The organism is Cytophaga sp. FL35 (assembly GCF_014349235.1).
GTDB lineage: Bacteria > Bacteroidota > Bacteroidia > Flavobacteriales > Flavobacteriaceae > Euzebyella.
In genome coordinates, this window is sequence record NZ_JACSOH010000014.1 from 1 (window position 1) to 19829 (window position 19829).

General features: G+C 37.0%; 21 protein-coding genes. 13 read left to right on the forward strand and 8 right to left on the reverse strand.

The window, feature by feature from the left end:
* Positions 1 to 376 (forward strand): helix-turn-helix domain-containing protein (locus tag BIZ36_RS12250; RefSeq protein ID WP_187458202.1); only part of this gene is annotated, 376 nt, incomplete at its 5' end.
* Positions 377 to 585: 209 nt separating this feature from the next.
* Here BIZ36_RS12250 and BIZ36_RS12255 read toward each other — a convergent pair.
* From BIZ36_RS12255 to BIZ36_RS12265, 3 genes are read right to left on the reverse strand one after another with little or no spacing between them, the layout of a single operon-like run.
* Positions 586 to 1401 (reverse strand): ImmA/IrrE family metallo-endopeptidase, encoded by an 816-nt coding sequence (locus BIZ36_RS12255; protein ID WP_187458203.1) that lies wholly within the window; start codon positions 1399 to 1401, stop codon positions 586 to 588.
* The gene (locus BIZ36_RS12260; protein ID WP_187458204.1) at positions 1382 to 1684 is read right to left on the reverse strand and encodes a hypothetical protein; all 303 of its coding nucleotides are present in this window, start codon (positions 1682 to 1684) and stop codon (positions 1382 to 1384) included. Before BIZ36_RS12260 ends, BIZ36_RS12255 begins: the two co-directional genes overlap by 20 nt.
* Positions 1685 to 1689: 5 nt before the next feature.
* On the reverse strand, positions 1690 to 2328 hold the full coding sequence (locus tag BIZ36_RS12265) for a sigma-70 RNA polymerase sigma factor region 4 domain-containing protein (RefSeq protein ID WP_187458205.1): 639 nt from the start codon (positions 2326 to 2328) through the stop codon (positions 1690 to 1692).
* 55 nt (positions 2329 to 2383) lie between these two features.
* On the opposite strand from BIZ36_RS12265, the gene BIZ36_RS12270 reads away from it, so the two are divergent.
* The 4 genes from BIZ36_RS12270 (at position 2384) to BIZ36_RS12285 (ending at position 5019) form a co-directional block, all read left to right on the forward strand.
* The gene (locus BIZ36_RS12270; protein ID WP_187458314.1) at positions 2384 to 2617 is read left to right on the forward strand and encodes a hypothetical protein; all 234 of its coding nucleotides are present in this window, start codon (positions 2384 to 2386) and stop codon (positions 2615 to 2617) included.
* A gap of 6 nt (positions 2618 to 2623) precedes the next feature.
* Positions 2624 to 2896, forward strand: coding sequence for a hypothetical protein (locus BIZ36_RS12275; RefSeq protein WP_187458206.1), 273 nt, complete (start codon positions 2624 to 2626; stop codon positions 2894 to 2896).
* Between the two features lie 119 nt (positions 2897 to 3015).
* The gene (locus BIZ36_RS12280; RefSeq protein ID WP_187458207.1) at positions 3016 to 3867 is read left to right on the forward strand and encodes a hypothetical protein; all 852 of its coding nucleotides are present in this window, start codon (positions 3016 to 3018) and stop codon (positions 3865 to 3867) included.
* Positions 3868 to 4785: 918 nt separating this feature from the next.
* The gene (locus tag BIZ36_RS12285; protein ID WP_187458208.1) at positions 4786 to 5019 is read left to right on the forward strand and encodes a hypothetical protein; all 234 of its coding nucleotides are present in this window, start codon (positions 4786 to 4788) and stop codon (positions 5017 to 5019) included.
* 221 nt (positions 5020 to 5240) lie between these two features.
* Here BIZ36_RS12285 and BIZ36_RS12290 read toward each other — a convergent pair whose 3' ends face one another.
* Positions 5241 to 5378 carry a hypothetical protein gene (locus BIZ36_RS12290; protein WP_187458209.1) on the reverse strand — a complete coding sequence of 46 codons (138 nt, stop codon included), beginning with the start codon at positions 5376 to 5378 and terminating at the stop codon, positions 5241 to 5243.
* Positions 5379 to 5519: 141 nt separating this feature from the next.
* Between BIZ36_RS12290 and BIZ36_RS21140 the strand changes: the two genes are divergently transcribed.
* The 7 genes from BIZ36_RS21140 to BIZ36_RS12325 all read left to right on the forward strand — a co-directional run bounded on the left by BIZ36_RS21140 (position 5520) and on the right by BIZ36_RS12325 (position 14130).
* A complete protein-coding gene (locus BIZ36_RS21140) occupies positions 5520 to 7184 on the forward strand; it encodes an RluA family pseudouridine synthase (RefSeq protein ID WP_187458210.1) in 1665 nt (554 codons plus the stop codon).
* Positions 7185 to 7339: 155 nt separating this feature from the next.
* Complete coding sequence (locus BIZ36_RS12300) at positions 7340 to 9520, forward strand: glycoside hydrolase family 43 protein (protein ID WP_187458211.1); 2181 nt, start codon at positions 7340 to 7342, stop codon at positions 9518 to 9520.
* A 196-nt stretch (positions 9521 to 9716) separates the two neighbouring features.
* Positions 9717 to 10793, forward strand: coding sequence for a sensor histidine kinase (locus BIZ36_RS12305; RefSeq protein WP_187458212.1), 1077 nt, complete (start codon positions 9717 to 9719; stop codon positions 10791 to 10793).
* Positions 10793 to 12133 (forward strand): sigma-54-dependent transcriptional regulator, encoded by a 1341-nt coding sequence (locus BIZ36_RS12310; protein WP_187458213.1) that lies wholly within the window; start codon positions 10793 to 10795, stop codon positions 12131 to 12133. Before BIZ36_RS12305 ends, BIZ36_RS12310 begins: the two co-directional genes overlap by 1 nt.
* A 254-nt stretch (positions 12134 to 12387) precedes the next feature.
* Positions 12388 to 12807: a GreA/GreB family elongation factor gene (locus BIZ36_RS12315; protein ID WP_187458214.1), complete on the forward strand. Its 420-nt coding sequence runs from the start codon at positions 12388 to 12390 to the stop codon at positions 12805 to 12807.
* A 10-nt stretch (positions 12808 to 12817) separates the two neighbouring features.
* A complete protein-coding gene (locus tag BIZ36_RS12320) occupies positions 12818 to 13225 on the forward strand; it encodes a hypothetical protein (protein WP_187458215.1) in 408 nt (135 codons plus the stop codon).
* Positions 13226 to 13284: 59 nt separating this feature from the next.
* The gene (locus BIZ36_RS12325) at positions 13285 to 14130 is read left to right on the forward strand and encodes a putative universal stress family protein (RefSeq protein ID WP_187458216.1); all 846 of its coding nucleotides are present in this window, start codon (positions 13285 to 13287) and stop codon (positions 14128 to 14130) included.
* Between the two features lie 137 nt (positions 14131 to 14267).
* Here BIZ36_RS12325 and BIZ36_RS12330 read toward each other — a convergent pair whose 3' ends face one another.
* The 3 genes from BIZ36_RS12330 to BIZ36_RS12340 form a co-directional block, all read right to left on the reverse strand.
* On the reverse strand, positions 14268 to 14630 hold the full coding sequence (locus tag BIZ36_RS12330; protein WP_187458217.1) for a hypothetical protein: 363 nt from the start codon (positions 14628 to 14630) through the stop codon (positions 14268 to 14270).
* A gap of 232 nt (positions 14631 to 14862) precedes the next feature.
* Positions 14863 to 15528, reverse strand: coding sequence for a DNA-binding response regulator (locus tag BIZ36_RS12335; protein WP_187458218.1), 666 nt, complete (start codon positions 15526 to 15528; stop codon positions 14863 to 14865).
* 10 nt (positions 15529 to 15538) lie between these two features.
* Positions 15539 to 17524 carry a tetratricopeptide repeat-containing sensor histidine kinase gene (locus BIZ36_RS12340; RefSeq protein WP_187458219.1) on the reverse strand — a complete coding sequence of 662 codons (1986 nt, stop codon included), beginning with the start codon at positions 17522 to 17524 and terminating at the stop codon, positions 15539 to 15541.
* 235 nt (positions 17525 to 17759) lie between these two features.
* Between BIZ36_RS12340 and BIZ36_RS12345 the strand changes: the two genes are divergently transcribed.
* A complete protein-coding gene (locus BIZ36_RS12345; RefSeq protein WP_187458220.1) occupies positions 17760 to 18092 on the forward strand; it encodes a single-stranded DNA-binding protein in 333 nt (110 codons plus the stop codon).
* 66 nt (positions 18093 to 18158) lie between these two features.
* Here the strand turns inward: BIZ36_RS12345 and BIZ36_RS12350 are convergent, their stop codons facing one another.
* A complete protein-coding gene (locus BIZ36_RS12350; protein WP_187458221.1) occupies positions 18159 to 19817 on the reverse strand; it encodes a C45 family autoproteolytic acyltransferase/hydrolase in 1659 nt (552 codons plus the stop codon).
* Positions 19818 to 19829: the final 12 nt, after the last annotated feature.

The following is a 19829-nucleotide window of genomic DNA, read 5'->3' on the forward strand; positions in this document are numbered from 1 at the left end:
CCATATCGGAAGGAAGATCAGCAGGATCAGAGAGCTAAGGGGAATGAAGCAGGAAACCTTGGCCGAACAGTTGGGCATCAGCCAACAGGCGGTATCCAATATCGAGAACAGCGAAAAGGTGGAGGATTCGAAGTTGGGAGAGATAGCCAAGGCTTTGGGAGTCACCAAAGAGGGAATCCAACAATTCAATGAAGAGTCAATTTTCAATTATTTCAATAGCTTTCACGACAGCAGTGCTTTTAATACACACTGTACATTCAATCCACTGGATAAATTGATGGATGCTCATGAGGAGAACAAAAAACTTTATGAACGTCTTGTTCAAGCGGAAAAGGATAAGGTTGCTTATCTAGAAAAACTTCTCGATAAAAAATAATTCCGCCTCGCTCAGTAAATTAGTTTCGGTAAGATTTGGGCTTGCAGCACTTCACTTCGTTTCGTTCGCTTATTTATTTTTACAGGAAATGTGAGCCGATTAAAACTTCTATTCGGCTCAAATAAATGAATAAAATGATTTGAATGAGTTGTCATCATGGCTTGATTTGAAGATTGATCAATTTCTAAGCCATTAATATTCAATGTCATTTATTCTTCCCATATGATGCTTAGGGTATAATCTCCAACACATCGAGCATGCTCATAAAACTTCTCTATTGCCTGTTCCTCAGACTTTATATTAAACCAGTCCATGGCAAAAACTTCTTCAGTAGTTTTTGGTGACCTGCCTAGTTCAAAGTATTCTCCCGCCACTGTATCTTCTGGGATTTTATCCTTCCCATATTTTAACCATTTGTACCTAAAATCATATGAACTCCAATACCACTTTACTTTTCCTTTGAAACCACAGACTACTAAAATTGGATGATTTCCAATCGCACAGAACCTTAAAGCCGTAGCTGACAAACTTGTTCCAAATTTACTTGCAAGTTCTTCTATTATTCTGAACTGAAATTTTTTACTGTAATAAAAGGATTTAAATCGATTTTCAGGCATCAATAGACATGAAGAAAAATAATCGGCTTGCCTTTCTGCTCGGTTCTTGCTAACGAAACCTGTAAATGAACCATGGCTTGGTGACTTGCCTGATGTAAGCGCAACCCTATGGCTATCTATGAAATAGTGTCCAAGTTCATGTCCGAAAGTAAATCTTGATCTCTTAGAATAAGCGTGACCCAGTTTATCAATATTAATGTAGATGTGAAATTTTCCATTAAAGTGTTCCAGTAAGCCATCATAAGAATCATCATAGTTACCATAACTAAAAGTTATTTGGTTTTTTGTTGCGATTACACTTGGATCAATATGGCTCTCAGGGAAATAATAATCAGATATACTGCTTGCCAGCTCATTGATATTTATTACATCATCTCTTGTTAAAAATTCATTCGTTCTCTGCTGCATTACGGTCTTTATTCATCCTTTCCCGGACTTCCTTTGTGATTTTCTTACCGTCCCTTGCTGCCATAGCAAGATTACCCGATGCATCTAACGGTGAATCCTTTTTAATGTCAATAACCTTATTGGATTTATACGCAATAATATCCTTTATGTCTGGCCATTTTGCAGGTGATTCATATTCCTTTTCAAACTTCTCTTCAAATGCCTTTATTTCATCAGAAGTCTGGGGGATGGAATAACCGTACTTATTTAACAATTTTCCTATATCCTTCTTTTTTGATGGCATAATGCTCACTTTATTTTTAATTCCATCTTTTCTTTTATCTTTTTTTTGGCTCGACTTATTATTTGTCTAATATTAAGCCAAGTAGTCTCAAACTGTGATTCCATGAGGTTAATTATGGAATCAGGCATATTCTTTCCTTCTTCATAGTATGAAAAGAACATTTTTATGATGTCCCTGTCTCGTTCTTTAAACTCCATTAGGCACTTGTCCACTAAATTGTTTTTTAAAGGCATTTGGGTTTCCAATTCTTCATATTCCTCCTCCTCCAATTTCCAAAGCCAATCATTGTTCTCATCATCAACTTTAAGTTTTTCATTTTTTCTGACTTCTGCAAAACCTCTTAACTGTTCAAGTCTCTTTAATCGAGCAACTACAGCTAAATATACTTTAAATCCATCTATTTGGGTTTTGTGGGTCTTTTGGTTATAAGACCATTTAGTTGGATTGTTCCAAACATAATTGAAAACATCACTTACCACGGTAGTAGCAATTTCTTCGCGTTGACGCACATAATCAATGTTTTTTACAGTGATATTATATACAAACCTTCTGAATTCTTCGTACAAGGTACCTAATGCCAATTGTGCATCTTTAGGATTTTCATCTTTATCATCTATTTGCAAGAGTAGAAATTCTATATCCATACCCACCTATATATGTCAAAAGTGTTATAAAAAAATTCTGTCACGCTTTAATCATATGATTGTGTGGACCCAAAACCCACGTGACCTATTGTTTAATTTAAATATTGATGCCATGGCAACAAATGGAAAGTCCGGAGACGGCAGGAGACACGGGGCGGTAAAAAATCGTTCCCAAGTACAAAACCCAAAAACAGGAATTTGGGTGAAGCGAGATTCAGAAACGGGGAGATTTATGGATGGTAAAACATCCAGCGACAAACCCTTTAAAGGAGTACGAAAAGAAAAATAAGTAGACATGAAAAAAAACTTTATCCAAGAAAACACTATCCTTTATCCGGAAAACACTTCGGGAAGAATCAAGGTTGAAAAGCTATTAGGGTTATTAGATGAACATCCATACAAGAACGACCTGATAAAGAGTTTGAACATTGAACATATCATGGATGATTACATTACCATAGATTATGTTGATACAATCTATAGTGAAATCAAGAAAATACTTACTAAATATAAAGGTTTAACATTCTTGCGCAAACAAAACACATTGATGTTTTTGAAAAGAGTATAGATGGCGATGATGAGATTGTCTTCTTTTTTGAAGAATATGTTGAAGATGGAGTAGTTGGTAACAAGCTGGATGCAATTTCAATTTATGGAGCTAAAAACTCCTTTCTTGATGAGTATGTATTGACCAAGTATGCTAATAATCTTTTTAAAATTGGCCAGCCGGAATTAGCTCGTTACAACGTGCAATTTTTCAAAAGTTTGGCTTTAACTTCTGATGAATACAATAAAGAGAGGAATTACAGACTACTTTCTGATGGTGAAAATGTCTTTGTCCGTGGAATAGTCTCTACCCAACGGTATCATGAATATGGAGTCGATTTTGCATTTGTTGTGGCCATGATAGTTTTGCATGAGAACATGAAGCAAAATAAAGGTGTTGAATATGAAATTAGAAGTGCGGCGCTTAATGAATCCAAATTGGATATGATAATTGCAGAAAAATATACCCATGAGGCGGGCTCTTTTGGATATGTGTCTACTGCAATAAAAGTTTCCACCAATGATCTTGGAAACGGATCTTTGAATTTCACGAATGTTTTACAGGTTTTGCAAAAGAATCAAAAAGGCATTTATCTTATACCAAGACGTGACACCATTTTCGAAAATGACCCCTTAATTATTCCGCATAGTAAAAAGCCTGAAAACGTTTTTCCTTTGTTTAATGATATGGGATTCATTTTGAATACTTCAAAGGATTTTGTTCAAGAGCTTAAAAGTATTAAAACAATTAAAAATCCTGATGAACTTAGGGTGAAAATTCTTTTCAAATTGAACAATAGCCGAAGTTCTTTTAATGGCATCAAAAAACTATCAGATATTTTTAGCCGTAGGATTGATAATGAAATTAGCAACTTTACAAAACTCCTTGAAATGTGTAATAAAGCTGAAGAACTCAATCTGGAATATGATTTGAAAGAAAAGCTTCGATATATTATATCTGATATTATATTATACGGCAAGGCAAGAGATTAGGATATTGAAAGGCTTCATTTTAAGAGTGGACTGAACATTATTTAAGATTAATTGATGGTTTTGTTATCTTCATTGACAGCCTTGAGTGCCAATCTGCTTACAACTAATCTTACTAGAAATGACAGCAAATTTTACGCTTCGAGATTTTTTAGTTTATTTTTCTTCAGGAGCTTTTTTCATAGTATCCTTTGATTTTCTTTGAGACAGTTCTGAAAATAACTGAGGATTTCTTCACAAGACATAATTTCATTAAAGAGTTTTCTGGATTAATTATAATCCTAGCTGTTCCTTTGGTGTATATTGTAGGCCACTTGCTACATGGTATAGGTTTCCTGTCATTGCAAACATATAAAGTAATTCACTCTAATTTAGATAAATGGGGTTTGAGAAAGTTCAAGTTTGTTGAGTTAATATTGAGTATAACTCATCTCTTCATGTACAAAAATAAGGTTATTAATTCCGAAATTGAGGAAAACAAGAAAAACAAAACTTGGAATAGTCCTGAGGCCTTTTGGGAATCATGTGCGCTACTACAAGTTCAAGGAACCTTTGGCCCAGCAAATTATTGGTATACAATAAATGATTTATTTAAGGGATTGTATACAACAACGCTTTTCGCTACAATAATTTGTCTAATCTGCAGTAAATTGGTTCTTGGCACCATTTTCTGTGGGTTAATGCTCATGTGCCAATTTCGAGCTATACAGTTTGCCAATAGTTTTGTTTTGACTGTAAGAAGATTAAGTAAATTTGAAGTAAAGACTCAACAATAAATAACAAGCTTTAATTGATAGTTCCAAATCGATAATTACAAGATTAATATGACATAGGGATGCTTAGGCGCATATAAAATAGTGATTCAAAAATCCTTCTTAAGAACACATTAATACTTGAAAAATAATATTCAAAAAGAACAATATGCGTATATATAAAAAACATTTTTTGTTATTTAATAATGCGGGTGTTATTAATGCAACTACTCCTAAAAATTGGGCAAGAGCTCATCAAGATAGATTTCCAGATTATTCCTTTGTTGATGCCAAAAATACCCCTAGAACCAAGGAAATCGAAAAATTTCTTGAAGAAACCTTAAAGTTTAGAAGGGTTGAAAATGAAGAAATTGTAATTCTATATCCCTACGATAACCTATAATCTCTAATAAAAATCTAGAACAATCCTACATTCCTCATGTAGGAATTTTCTACAGATATATCAATTTCATACTTCCAAAATGGTGTAAAAGAACTACTTCCATTATCCGGTCATGAAAATGTAAATTTATGACTGAAAGCACTTTATGTAATTAATATTGAAATCAAAACCCTATTGCGTATCAAAATCTATCGTTTTTAATGTTAAATGGTTAAAATTTGTTAAAAGGTGAGCAATTCGGTTCCTCTCAAAAATGCCCCTCTGTGAGACCTTGAAAAATGGGATATTTCAACAAAAAATTCGAGTCCCGTCCAGACCGCAAAAGCCTCAACGAAAGTTGAGGCTTTTTTGGTTTTCATTACTACCCTTTTCTAGACAAAATGTTCCATCTAATGGTAATGAATATGTAGGCCGATTAAAATCCTAAATAAGAGTCGTAAATTTGCAAGACTAATAAAATCAAGCTTAGACTCGAAATCAAATTCTAAAATAGTCAGTTATTGGCAGCCCTTTCACATTCAAAAAAGCCCAAATTAGTTGATCTCAAAACAATAAGAGACTTTCAAATTCCAGAAAGTTTCGAATACCCACATTTCTATAGGCCCGCGCCTGTGGCGCAAGAAGCGGCACGCGACCTTCAAAAGAGATTAAAGTTGGAATTGCCTGAGCTAGAGAACCTATCAAAAGGTAGAATGCTTGGTGTTTTGGTAGTTCAAACAAAAGAGGGAGCATTTGGATATCTTTCAGCCTATTCCGGGGAGTTGCAAGCCGAATTGGAAATTATGCCTTTTGTACCTCCGGTTTATCAACTGCCAAAAGGGGAGAATTTTCCTAAAATGGCACAAATAAATTCCATAGGTAAGGAGGTGCATACCTTGGAATCAAGTGAAGGATACATTAGCGCTAAAATTGAACTTCAACAAATTCTCAAAGAAACGGAGGTAAATATTCTCGAGGCTAAAAAAAAGGCTAAGATTGCTAAGGAAAAACGAGATGAATTAAGAATAGAAGCTGCTGGTCTTCCTGAAAATGAGCGTAGAAATCAGCTTGACCAGCTAAACCTAGAAGGTGCACACCATGGAATGGATTTAAGGAGGTACATCCGGTCTGAAAACCTTAAATTGGAAAAGGCGAAAGAGGTAGTTCGGGAGATTGAAAAACATATTAACGCGTTAAAGGTCCTTAGAAGGGAAAAATCCGCGGAGTTGCAGGAAGTAATTTTCCAATCCTTTGTGTTCATGAATAAATTAGGGGAACGAAAGAACGCTATGGAAGTATTCAATGATTTTGGGGTTGAGGTTCCACCGGCAGGAGCAGGGGAGTGCGCCGCACCTAAATTGTTTCAATATGCATTTAAGCATTCAATGACTCCTATTGCCCTTGCGGAGTTTTGGTGGGGGGCATCTCCCAATTCTGAAATTAGGGAGCATGGAAAATTCTATCCGGCCTGTAAAAGAAAATGTCAACCCATCTTGGATCACATGCTAAAAGGCATGCAGGTAAAACCAAATCCCTTATTGGAGAATTTTGGGGAAGGTAAAGATTTGGAGGTATTATTTGAAGACGAGCACTTGGTCGTAGTCAATAAGCCCTCGGGAATGTTGTCTGTTTCCGGCAGATATATCAAAGACTCGGTCCAGACTCGTGTGCAACAGCGTTACCCAAAAGCTACGGGGCCAATGATTGTTCACAGGTTAGATCAGGACACTTCCGGGGTAATGGTTGTGGCGCTCAATAAAGTTTCCCATAAACGGCTGCAGCAACAATTTTTAGAGCGAAGTATTCAAAAGACCTATATGGCAATTCTCGAAAAGCCAATTCATAAATCCAAAGGAGTAATCAAGCTTCCCCTTATTTTGGATATTAACAATCGCCCCATGCAAATGGTTAGTTATAAGCATGGGAAACCGGCTTTAACCCATTACGAAGTAATGGAGGAATCAGCTTTAAGAACCCTAATAAGGTTGAAACCCATAACGGGGCGTTCCCACCAACTAAGGGTTCATTGCGCGCACAAATTAGGATTGCATGCACCAATTGTTGGGGATAATTTATATGGAACTCCTGAAAAGAGACTTTGTTTACATGCACAACAGATAAAGTTCTCGCATCCAATAACAGGACAAACTTTACATATTAAAACCGACCTGCCTTTCTCCCTGTGAGAGTAACTGATGAAAGAAGGGTAAATGCGTAGGTCACTTACTCAATTTATGAAATCTTACTCTATGGCGTATCTAATATGAGCTAAATACAGCTTTTTTATTTTAAGTGTAAAATAAACACCTTATATTTGGTTGCTTATATTAATCAATTTATTATGTATCCTTACCTCATTCTGCCAAGTTCACAAAAAGGAGCTTTTGCTAAGTCAATTCTTTGCTCACTTTTACTATTGTTTCTTTTTAACGGTTGTAGCTTTTCTTCAAATGAAACATATACCAACTATCTCTTTACCTATTTTGTGGGTAATGGAGAGGGAGAAGAAGCGGTACATTATGCTATTAGTCCAGATGGTTATCATTACTATGCGCTAAATAATAACATGCCTATTTTGGATAGTCATAAAATTAGTGTGACCGGTGGGGTAAGGGATCCCCATATTTTACGAGGTGAGGATGGTACTTATTATATGGTTTTGACGGATTTGCTATCTAAAAATGGTTGGACCAATACAGCTATGATTCTATTGACTTCAAAAGATTTGATTTCATGGACATCTACCGTAATTGATATACCTGAAGCGTACCCGGAAAAATTTGGGAATGTAAACAGGGTTTGGGCTCCCCAGACCATATATGACAAGGAGAAAGACAAGTATATGGTTTACTTTTCAATGTTGGAACCGGGGAGTTATGACAAAATATATTATGCCTATGCCAATGCAGATTTTAATGGCTTGGAAGCTGCCCCCGAGCAGCTTTTCTACAGTCCAAATGAAAAGGCCAATATTGATGGTGATATCATTTATAATAATGGAAAATATCATCTCTTTTATAAAACGGAGGGTACCACGGATAAAGGTATAAAAGTAGCCATCTCAGACAGTTTGACCGGTGGGTATAAGGCGTTGGAGGGTAACGTTGATCAAACAGATGAGGCCGTTGAAGGGTCGGGAGTTTTCAAGTTAATTGATGGTGATGAATACATTCTAATGTATGATATGTACATGAGCGGTACCTATCAATTTACCAAAAGCGCCGATCTCAAGAATTTTGAAGTGGTAGATGAAGAAGTTTATATGAATTTTCATCCGCGTCATGGAACGGTTCTTCCAATTACCCAAGAAGAGACAGAACGTCTATTACATAGTTTTCCGTCTAAAGATTTACCGTCCATATTGTCAGTCCGGTCCCCACAGGCCAAGCCCATCAATCTAGAAATCAATAAAAAGGATAAAGAAATTTACATTCCTGTAGAGGAGGGTACAGACATTTCTAATTTTGACCCTCAATTTAAAATGTTTCCGGGTACGGAAATGCTGCCTGCTGGAGCTCAAGATTTTAGTGGATCCCCAGTTTCTTATGTATTACATACCCTAAATGGAAAAGAAGAAAATTATAAGGTAAATGTCCAAATAGCGAATAATCCCGTTTTAAAGGGGTATTATGCAGATCCAGAAATTATTTATTCAGAAAAAAACCAAAAATATTATTTGTACCCTACAAGTGACGGTTTTACTGGTTGGTCCGGTACTTACTTCAAAACGTTTAGCTCCAAGAATCTAGTTCACTGGGAAGATGAGGGAACTATCTTGGATTTGAAAAAGGACGTTTCTTGGGCCAATAGAAATGCTTGGGCCCCCACCATGGTAGAGACAAAAATTGACGGCAACTATACATATTTTTATTACTTCACTGCAGCCCAGAAAATAGGGGTAGCCTACAGCAATGAACCTACGGGGCCCTTTAAGGATTCCGGCTCGGCCTTAATTGATTTTAAGCCTGACGGTATAACCGGTGGCCAAGAAATTGATCCGGATGTTTTTATCGATCCCAAGACTGGTACGCCTTATTTATATTGGGGAAATGGTTATTTGGCCGTGGCTGAATTAAATCCTGATATGCTTTCCATTAAAAAAGAAACCGTAAAGGTCTTAACTCCAGACGATACATTTAGGGAGGGTGCAGAAATTATCTATAGAAATGGAACCTATTATTTTCTATGGTCTCAAGATGATACCAGAAGTCCTGATTATAGGGTTCGGTACGCAAAGGCAAAATCACCCTTAGGACCCTTGGAAATTCCTGAAAATAATTTAGTAATTAAACGAGATGATAAGTTAGGTATCTATGGTACGGGCCATAACTCCGTAATACAAGTCCCTGATAGTGATGAATGGTATCTGGTATACCATCGGTTTAATAGGCCCAAGGGTATTACAATGGGAGATGCCGCAGGGTATAATAGGGAGGTTTGTATAGATAAGCTAACTTTTGACTCCAATGGGAACATAAATGAAGCCCAACCCACCTTAGATGGCATAGACCCGCTTAGGTAAAAAAGGCTTTTAAAGCCTAGAGATGGCCTTATATTACCCATACGGGTAAAAACTATCCGTTATACAATTTCTTTAGATGTTATATTTTGCTGAAATTCAGTGAGATATAATGAATGTTTCTTTCTCAGATTTCAAGGCATGGCCCTTGCTCTTCTTTCTTTTGCAATATTTCAAGCCAGCGATTTAGAAAGGTCATATGAATATTACCCAAGAGGCATTAAAGGAAAGAATTAAGGAGCTTACCTGTTTATATGAGGTTTCCTCTTTTATAGTCAATGCTTCGAAAGAGAATTTAGATGAAGTGTTAAGAGCCATTGCTTTTAGTGTAAAACGAGGCTTCCATCACCCAAATAAAACCCAGGTCGCTATAAACGTTTCCGGGATGAAAATTATTACCGGTAAAAGTATAGGGAACTGTAGCTTAAGCTCCCATATTCTGGTTTTTAACAAGAAGGAGGGGCATATAAAGGTAACCGTTCAAGATTTTGAATTAGGTTTTCTTGTGGAGGAACAGGCCCTCCTAGATAGTATCGCCCTAAAATTGGGTAACCTTCTTGAAAAATTACAAATACAGGAAAATGAACGTTCCCTTAGAAGGCAAATGGAACGGGCAAGTAGGTTAGCTATTTTAGGGGAAATTACTGCAGGAATTGCACATGAATTAAATACTCCTTTGGCCAATATTTTAGGGTACGCAGAACTTTTAAAGTCAGATTTGCAAGACTGTAATATGGGTATCCAAGACGTTGATAGAATCATCCAAAGCTCCATATTTACACGGGAGGTAGTAAAAAAACTCATGTTCTTTGCTTGCGAAATGCCTCAGGAAATGAACGAGGTCAATATTGTTCCTCATGTTAAAGGAGCAATGGACCTTTTGGATAATTCCTTTAAAAAAGAGGAAGTTAAGTATAAGTTGGTAATGGATAAGGAGAAGATTTGCTTAAAAGCAGATATCATACAGCTTACCCAAATCATTTTTAACCTGATGATCAATGCGCTCTATTTTTCACCAAAGAAGGGCTTGGTCCTGTTGGAAGTCCTGGATGGCAATAGCGGGATAACCATAAGAGTTTCTGATGAGGGACCGGGGTTGTCAGAAAAAGCATTGGATAAAGTTTTTGAACCCTTTTTTACAACAAAACCTATTGGTGAAGGTTCAGGGTTGGGGCTTAGCGTGGTTCATGGTATTGTTGCCAGCCATAAAGGAACTATTGAGGCCGATAACGGAAAGAAAAGTGGAGCGATTTTCACGGTAAAAATACCTAAGTAATGGAATTACGAAAAGAGAACGTACTTATAGTTGATGATGATATTGGTATATTAGAATTGTTGCAAAGGCATTTGCTGTCATGGAACCTCCATTGTTACAAGGCCATTTCCGTTAAGGAAGCGGTAGCTATTCTGCGTGATGCAAAAATTGATTTGCTTATTACAGATTTAAAAATGCCCCATGTAGATGGCTTTGAACTTATCAAATTTGTATCTGAACATTATCCTCAAATACCAAAGTTGGTCATTACGGGATATCCCTCTGTTCAGGGTTCCCTTCAATCCATTAAATCGGGGGTAGCAGACTACCTTACCAAACCTTTTACCAAACAGGAGTTGGCGCAGGCCATAGAAAAATCTATTGGTGGCTTGGAAGAAAACGTTCAACAAAAGGAAAGGGGAACATTACCACAGAATTATAACCAACCTAAACCCTACAAGGAAATTGTTGGAAAGTCCGATGCGATTAAAAAAGTTTTTCAGCTAATGGATCGTGTTAAGGATAATAAGGCAACGGTTTTAATTAATGGGGAAAGTGGTACAGGAAAAGAACTGGTGGCTCAAGGAATACATTTCGGGGGAAAGTTTTCAAGGGCGCCGTTCATTCCTGTCAATTGTGGGGCTATACCTGAGAATTTATTGGAATCGGAACTATTCGGTTATGTAAAAGGAGCTTTTACCGGAGCGGATACCACGAGAGATGGCTATTTTCAGGCAGCCAATGGAGGTACACTCTTTTTAGATGAAATAGGGAGTGCTTCCTTGGCAGTACAGACCAGATTGTTACGAGTTTTGCAGGAAAAGGAAGTAGTTAAAGTAGGCTCTAGAAAACCTGAAAAGATTGAGGTTCGGGTCATAGCTGCCACCAATGAAGAACTCGCCAAGTTAATTGAAGCAAAAAGATTTAGGGAGGATCTGTACTACAGGTTAACCGTTGTGGAAATTGAAATGCCACCCTTAAGAAAAAGGATAGGGGATATTCCACTTTTGGTAGACCGCTTTTTATTCAAATATGGAATGGAATACCGTAACGGTTTTGTCAAAATAGATGATGAAGCCCTGGGAGTGCTTAAAAGATACAGCTGGCCGGGAAACGTCCGGGAACTAGAGAATGTAGTACAGAGAGCGGTAATTATGGGAGATGGTAGCTTGGGACTAGGGCATTTACCGGACACTATTAAATATCAAATAGATTTTCCAGATGAGGATTTAATGCCTTTAAAGGAAGTGGAAAAGAGATACATTCAAAAAGTGTTGAATCGTATGGAAAATAACAAGACCAAGGCGGCTGAAATTTTGGGCATCACTAGAAAAACCCTTAGAAAAAAACTGGTAGATTAATTTCTAGAGAGACAGTGTTTTCCGTTTCAGAGGGTGCCATTATTTAAATAAGATACAAAATACCCAGCTGGGTCTTTAGGTTCCACTCTTATTAATTTCTTTTCAATTACGGAACAATGTAAGTTACTGTAATATAGTAAATTATGTTTGTATTAAATGGATGCTGGTATTACTGGCATAGCTATTGTCTTTTAGTAGGAACCATCATTTTCCAGGGTTAAAATTATCTTTTTAAAGCGATAACAATACGGCATATGAAATACGAAAGACTGATTATAGAGAAGAAAGAATATGTGATGCTCAAACGTCTTTTAAACGTTTCGGGACATACCGGAGATGAAAGCATAAAAACTTCCATTATTAAATTAAGTGCTGAGTTAACAGATGCAAAAATTATTGACAACCATGAGATACCTTCAGATGTTGTTCGGTTTAATAGTAACGTAACTATCTCCTCTTCTGAGGGGTGGGAGCGTACCATTCAATTGGTAATGCCCTCTGAAAGAAATTTCAAAGAAGGAAAAATATCGGTACTTACTCCTATGGGAGCGGCCCTATTTGGGTATGCTTCAGGAGATGAGGTAGAATGGCAATTTCCGTCTGGATTTAAAAAAATAAAAATTAAGCAGGTAGAACAGGAGCCGTATTATAATAGCTTGGATGTGTCCATTTAAATTCAAGGGTATGAAAAATGAATATTTGGAAATATATCATCATGATAGCGATAGAACAGTGACCCACAAGTTAAATTCATTAGAATTACGAGGCTGGATAACTAATTTAAAATATGTACAAAAGGAATTAGGAAGCCTATTAGACATCTGTTCAAATGAAATAAGAAGTAAGCTAAAGGATAGTGATCTTTTTGTAAAATTTGACAAGAAAAAGGAGGAGAACGCCAGAATTCTGGAAATACTCACCCGTTACTCCCATTCAAGGTCGTCTATAACGGAGTGCGATGAAATGGAATGTGATATGGCTTACATTAAAGAACATGAAATGTACAGAAAAAGCTATCACTACCACGTAGATAAGTATAGAATGCTAAAGGAAGAGTTCTTTGCTAAAATGAGGAACAAGCTGGTAGGGTGACCAATCGTACCAAAAAGTATAGATCAAGTCAATTATTAACTAACATAAAAAGTGAACTTATGAGTAAGAAGGTTTTAGTACCCGTGCATCATTTAAAGGAATCTGTAAAGGCGTTGGAATACCTTTCAAATCTTTTTGCCAGACAGGAGTGTACGTTCTACTTGCTCCACACCTATAGTTATAAAATGACCGGCCTTGATTCCCTTCAACTATTACATGAAGACGAAGCATTCTTTGCAAAACCCAAAGAGGCTTCGGAAAATCTTATTTTAAGTATCAAAGCAAGGTTTGCAAGTGCCCACCTGAATAATAGACATACTTACAAGGCTGTGTCTGAATGCTCCAACTTAATATCTTCTATTAACAGGAATGTTTCGAAATTTCAAATAGATATTGTTGCGGTATCCATGCAAGCTATTCAAAAAGGGCTATATAGCTTTTATAATTCCAAAACCAAAAGTATCCTGGAAAAGGTTCGTAGTTGCCCTGTAATGGTGTTGCCGTCTACGGTAGTACCCTCTAAGAGGAGTAAAATAGTATTCGCCTCTAATTTTACAGAACCTATGGGGCAAGGGGAGTTGGTACAACTGATCAATATTTTTGGGAACACCAATATAGATTTTAAAATTGTTCAAGTTGGAGATGAAAATTTTCTAACTGATGAGCAAATAGAGAATAGGGATACTTTGAAGGTTAGTCTATACGGTATTTCAAAATCCCCTGTTAAGGAAGTATTTGTAAACTCTCTTGATAGCCTTAAAGGTTACGGTCATGAACATGCCAAAAGTATTATATGTCTGTTAGACCGTAAGCCTTCATTTTTACGAAGATTAGGCTTTGCCAAATCTCCTATCACAACATTAGGCCCCATTAGTAAAATTCCTTTGATAGCCTTGCATGTATGAGACACAATAAGAAAAAGGATTTTACATTTAAACTTACGCTCATCGTTATTGGTATTATAATAGCAGTGGTATTATGTTTATTGGTGCCCGCTCCCATTTTTGCGAATTAATAACTATTAGGGCTGTTTCCTGTTCTTTTATCTCGCCTCTAACTCGGTTTCAATTCTTTTTTTTAGTTGACTTAGTTTTGCCTCGTTTTCCCGGTGTATGGACACTTCATGAAACAGCTCAAGGGCCAATGCCTTTTTTGCAGGTTGTTCATAGCGTTCTGGTTTGCACCTCTTGATCAGTGATGTATAGGTCTTTTGTATTTCATGAGAGTCTAGGGCTTCCTCCGTGGTAACAACTAATTTCCATTTTTTGATCTCATTATATTTTTTCTTGTCTTTCCTGAAATTTCTTTGAACGCCTATTAAAACACCTGTCATAATAAGTATGACCAGTACTTCTAATAAAATTGTGGCCTGCCACCAATTGATTTCTACCAGTACGTTCAACATGGGTTACTAATGCTATATCTTACTTATTAGGAAAGACCAAGTCCACCATTGTAAGGGATCCCCCAATCCTCTTAGTGGTAGACCGGTCTTATGCTGTTATTGCACTACTTTTAATAGGAATGCTTATTTTGTAAAGCTTTACTGTTTTCGGTTTGTTGGGTAAACCTAAGGAGATAAGAATTCAAAACTTTACGGATTTCTGTAAGGCGGTAAAAAATCTTTGAAAAGAGATTTATATTTTGCCCAGTTTCACCAATTTGGCAATTAGGTGGTGGGTATTCTTTGCGCCAAACTTATCAAAAAGCCGACCTACTTTTTTATCTATGGTACTCTCGCTACTGGGGCTTATTTTTTCATCTTTCAATTTCTGAGAAATTTCCTTTTTGGTAAGGCCTTCAGAAAGGTTTTGAAGAATAAAAAGGTCATAGGAATCCAGTTCCAGAACTTGGTTAGTGGTATTTATATTGATTTGAGGAGATACATAGGTTCTGTTCTGCAAGGTTTCCTGTATGGCCATCACCAGTTCATTTAAACTATTACGCCCTTTGCAGACGTATCCGTTGATTTTATAGTCCTTGAACAGAGAGTTTATTTCCATTGGATTGTCAACCATGCTGTTGACAATAATTTTTATGTTGGAATCCACTTGTCTAATAGCTCCGATCAAATCTTTGCCAGACTTCAACCTTCTTTCTACCGGACCTTCTTGAAAGGATAAATCCGTTACCAAAAGATCAAAAGGGTCCCCATTATTGTAGGCCACCTTTATTCTATTAAAAGCATTGTCGCAATAAAGCTCTTCCTGTATCTGTTCTGCCTGTAGCTTGTTTTCCAAAGTGTTGGCAATACCCTTGTTGGTGTCTTGAAAATCTTCGGCAATGAGTATTTTTTTAAACATATGGAAGGTGTTATCCGGGGATTTCAATGAGAGCTTTAAAGCCCTCTCCCTTGTTGGACTCAAAAGTAATGCTTCCTCCAATGGAAAGAATACGCTTTTCCGTAATGAGGAGTCCGTTTTTTTTAAGTAGGTCTTTTTTCGTGGCACCAACGCCATCATCCATATACTCGATAAGTAGACCTTTGCTTTTGGTCGTAAATTGCAAACCTACTAAAGAAGCCTTACTGTGCTTCTTCATATTGATCATCAATTCTTGAAGTACTTTATAAATGGTTTTTTTAGTTAAATCAGACAGGGCGTTCCATTCAATTTCCTTACTTCCGGTAACCAACAATTGGGCGTCTTGGCAATAGGTGCCCATCATACCAAAAAGCGTCTCTTTGAAATTAGTACCTGTATCTACGTCATTAATTTTTCTGGAGAAATTTCTGCTCTGGTCATATAGATCACCAATGACGTCTAACACGTCATTGGATTGATGGTTGTTTTGTAGCATAATCATTGCATGGTTGAGTTTGGAGCCAAAATCATCATGCATTTTCTTCGAAAGAGACGCCTCCGTTTCATAAATAGCCCGTAATTGAGCATTTTTGCTCTCTTGCTTTAGATGTTTGTTCCGCTGGATGAAAAAATAGGCTGCAAACATAGAAAACACCAACAGTACAATTAAGGTAGCTACTGCTATGATACGTTGATTTTTGAATTTTATGGTCTGTAATTCTTGCTCCGCGTGAGCTTTTTCTAATCTTAAAATAGATTCTTGCTTCTGTTTATCGTCATAGATGTATTTGGCAAATTGTGTCTTAACCTTTAATTCTTGTGCATAGATACTGTCCTGTAATTGGATATACCTATTCTTTAAGGCGATGTTAGTGGGTTCTAAATCCAATAACATTGTTAGGGCATCCATTTCTGCTCTTGGAATCCCCAACCGTTGTGATAGGTGAATGACACTGTCTATATAGATTTTTGTCTTTGAAGGTTCCTGCTTCTTTGAAAATTCCGCTAGATGGGTATAGCTGGCAATTTGTCCTCGGTAATCTTTTTGAATCCTTCTTATCTTAAGGGGAGTTATAAAGTTTTCTTCCTTTATTTTCTCTCCGTTCAACCATTGTGCGTAAGCGAGGTTGTCCAATACTCGAGCATATTGTCTGTTATTCGTTATAAGGAGACTGTCATGTACAATGCTTTTTAATAGCTGTTTGGCTTTTTTAAAATTAGAAATATCAATATAGGTCGTTGCCAAATTATTGGTAAAGACCAATTTGTCCATTGCACTGTTGGAAATTCTTATCGCCTGTTGGTAGGACTCTAAGGCCTCTTCATAGTTGAGTAGTTTTCTATGGTTGGTACCTAAGCTATTATAGCATTGGGCAATCATGGTAGAATCTTTCATAAACCTTAAACCATCTACCAAGGTCTCTTTGCTGCCAAAGAAGTCGTTTTGGTCTTTTTGAATAACACCAATGTTCAATAGGGTTTGGGCCACTTGGTTACTATCCTTTAACTTTAAGTGATAGTTTTTGGCCTTGGTGTAGTGTAAAACGGCCTCAGGAAAATTATGGGTGTTTTGGGATTGATAATACCCTAAGAGGTAATGGTATTTTGCAAGAGCTTTATTATTCTGAATCTTTGACTCTTTTGCTTCCAACAATTTTCCATAATGTAATAAGCTATCAAATTCCTGAAGTTGAAAATGAAGAAAAGACTTATAGGATAGAACCTCGCCTAAGACAGAGTCATTCTCAAGAGTCAATTGTTCTTGGTAAGCTTTGTTAATGAATACCTTCCTCTCCTTTAGCGTAAATTCTTTATTATATGCGCGTTCAATTTGGGAAGCAACGCTGTTTGTGTCAACGGAATTTTGACTGTTTTCAATCGTGTTTTTTTGGGAGCAGGAACCCCAAAGGACGATAATTAGTAATGGGAGAAACGTTCTCAGTTTTTGATTGGTTAATTGGTTGCGAATGATGCTAAGACGGACCAAATTAAGCAAAAAAATGGACTAAGGAAATTTTGGCTAAAGCTAGTTGAGACCTATTTTAGTAATAAAATTAGAAGTAATGCAAATAAATTAAATAATTGAAAATAAGTTATTTAATAGTTTTTAAACGTTTACAAATGAAAGTAATTGTTTTATAACCGAGTGTAGTTTGAATCTCGTTTTATGTTTGCAGTGTCGGTGGTTAAGAATGCCGATAGTATTAACTGTTTAACGTAAAACTTATATTATGAACGCCTTAAAAAACAAAGTACAGTTGATTGGAAACTTGGGTCAAGACCCAGAAATTGTAACCCTGGAAAATGGAAGTAAACTTGCCAAATTTTCCATAGCCACTAGCGAGAGCTATAAGAATGCGCAGGGAGTTAAAGTAGAAGATGTACAATGGCATAATGTAGTAGCTTGGGGAAAAACCGCGGACATTGTTGAAAACTATTTGGAAAAAGGAAAACAGGTAGCCGTAGAAGGTAAGCTTACCCATAGGTCCTATGAAACCAAAGAAGGTGAAAAGCGATACATAACCGAGGTAAGATGTAATGAGTTGTTGATGCTCGGAAAATAATTGCGGAATTTAAATTGGAAAGGGCGGTGTTTACCGTCCTTTTTTATTTTAGAAAATTACTGGGGATTACTTCACGGAACGTTCTAGTTTTTTAATCCGTTTTTGAATATTTTCCAAATCGGGAACGGTTGTAACTTCCATTTGTTGCGCTTTTTTAAATGACTCCAAAGCCAAACGTAGGTAACCTTTTTCTTGATAGTAACGCCCCACGGTGTAATGAGATTCCCAAAAATTAGGATTAAGAGCAATGAGATTGCTTAGTTGTCCTTGTTCCACATTTTTCTTTTCTGCAATAGCTTGGGAGATTTCGGTCTTTAATTTTCTATAGCGTTGGTAATGTTTAAAAGCCAAGCTATTTTCAAAGGGGTCTGCCGCAATGGTTTTTTCTGCATTGTTAACGGTAGAAATTTTGTCTGCTTGTTTTTCTGAAGAAAACACTTCATTTAAATCATAGCTTACAAATTCTCCCAATTGAAATGGATTGCTTGATACCCACACTTTTAATTCTTCCGGTTGAAAAACTATTCCATGATGGGCTAAAAGTTGATTCAAAGCCTTTTCATTGCCGTATCCAATAAGTTCATCATCCAACCCCTCTCGGTTCCTTAGAATGTCAACAGCGCTCCTAGGTGTAACTTTTGGGGTCTGGGCCAATAGCTCTTCCATACGTTCAAAGCGGTATTGCGAGTGACTCTCAAAAATATGTTTTTGATTCTTTTTATCATCGGCGTAAGCGCTGGACTGAAAATGGTTGGAACATATGAGCTGGTTGCCATTGTCAACCTCATAAACTCCAAATTTCTGCGGAGAGACTTCTATTAAAACTGCTTTATCATCTTTGGCACTACCTACAAAAATAGATTCGGACACAAATACTTCTCTTTTTTTGGCAATCGCAATAGCCTCCTCAATATTGGAGGCAAATTGTAAAATTTCTCTAGTAACCAGAGAAATTGGGGTTTTTGCTACCAGGGGAAATTGAGATTTGCCGGCATTGATGGTTACCGTTAATCCTTGGTCGTTCATGCCGCTAACAACACCGATCATTCCTCCCCAAGTAACGGACATGAATTTGTGACCTTCATCCGGGGCCACAAAGGAAATAATCTTATTCTTGGCAAAATCATCGCCTGCATAAAAATCAAAGTTTCGGGCAATGATAAGATTTCCGTCCGCAGAATGGTTTCCCCAAGCGGCAAAGGAAGAGCAGCCAACCAAAGCCAAATCCTGTAGGGCATGACCAATATCATGTGCCCCATGAAAGTACATCACCCTTTGATAGGGCTCTGCAATGTGGTTGTAATCTGATGAAGCATATTGACTAATGCCATAAAGTTCAGCCTTCAGGCGTTCATCCACATGCAAATACATTTTTCTATTGAACCATGCCAAGAACTTTCTAAGCAGCTTTTGTTTTCCTTTGGAAGGTACCAATTCGTCTATCTTTTTTACGAATACATGTTCCTGTTCATTAAAAAGTTCTTGAGTGAGCTTTCCATTTTTAAGTCCAAGTTCATAGGCATTGCCGCTTATGTAGAGCTCCCAAAGACCATGCTGGTTTTTAATAAGAAAGTTATCGTCTAGATGAAATGTAGTGTCGTTTACTTTTACCCTTTCGGGTACATTCACTTCGTATGAGTTCAGTTGGGGTTGGTCCTTTAAGGATTTGGAAACTCCGCAGGAAGCCAAAAGTAGTACGATAAAAATGTAGGTAAAAAACTTCAAGACGAGACGGGA